The organism is Ideonella sp. B508-1 (assembly GCF_000333615.1).
Lineage (GTDB): Bacteria > Pseudomonadota > Gammaproteobacteria > Burkholderiales > Burkholderiaceae_C > Ideonella.
The window spans coordinates 1-941 of the sequence record NZ_BADL01000355.1 but is presented as its reverse complement, the minus strand read 5'-3'; the positions used below and the strand labels follow the sequence as shown (position 1 = coordinate 941).

2 protein-coding genes are annotated in these 941 nt (G+C 71.5%); both read left to right on the top strand.

Annotated elements, in window-relative coordinates:
- Positions 1-28 precede the first annotated feature (28 nt).
- Positions 29-805, top strand: coding sequence for a MotA/TolQ/ExbB proton channel family protein (locus I73_RS15125; RefSeq protein ID WP_022981386.1), 777 nt, complete (start codon positions 29-31; stop codon positions 803-805).
- 21 nt (positions 806-826) lie between these two features.
- Positions 827-941 (top strand): biopolymer transporter ExbD (locus I73_RS28175; protein ID WP_040500438.1); only part of this gene is annotated, 115 nt, incomplete at its 3' end.

The window sequence follows — 941 nt, the reverse complement described above, 5'->3', positions numbered from 1 at the left end:
CCCTTCAGACCTGCGCCCGAAACACGCCATGGAAAACACCACGGCCCTCATGGCCCCGCCCGCCCCGGGCATCGGACACTTCATCGCCCAGAGCGATGCGGTGGGCCACACCCTGCTGGTGCTGCTGGTGGGCATGTCCATCGCTTCCTGGGCCATCATCGTGGCCAAGGGCGTGGCCCAGGCCCTGCGGGCTCGCCGCAGCCGGGCCTTTCTGGACCAGTTCTGGAACGCCAGCACGCTCGACGAGGTGCGCGCCGAACTGCAGACCCACGGCGCGCGCGACCCCTTCTCGCACCTGTCGGCCCATGCCCTGCATGCCCAGGCCCACCATGCCCGCCACGGCGCGGCCAAGCTGGCCGAGGCCGGCAGCGCCAGCGAGTTCGTCACCCGCACCATCAAAAAGGTGCTGGACGAGGAGACCACCCGCCTGGAGGCCGGCCTGACCACGCTGGCCACGGTGGGCGCCACCGCCCCCTTCGTCGGCCTCTTCGGCACGGTCTGGGGCGTCTACCACGCGCTGCTGGCCATCGGCAGCGGCGGCGCGGGCAGCCTGGACCAGGTGGCCGGCCCGGTGGGCGAGGCGCTGATCATGACCGGCATCGGCCTGGCCGTGGCCATCCCCGCCGTGGTGGCCTACAACGCCTTCACCCGCGGCAACCGGGTGCTGACCGGCCGGCTGGACGCCTTCGCCTTCGAGCTGCACAGCTTCCTGACCATGGGCGAAGCCCTGGGCGCCGACACCCAGACCCCCGCCCGCCAGACCCAGCCGGCGCTGCGCCCGGTGGCCGCCGGCCACATGGCCTGAGCCACCGCACAGGAGACCGACATGGCTTTTGCCTCGTTCGAACGCAAGGGCGGCGCCGCCCCGGTGGCGGAGATCAACATGGTCCCGCTGATCGACGTGATGCTGGTGCTGCTGGTGATCTTCATCGTCACCGCCC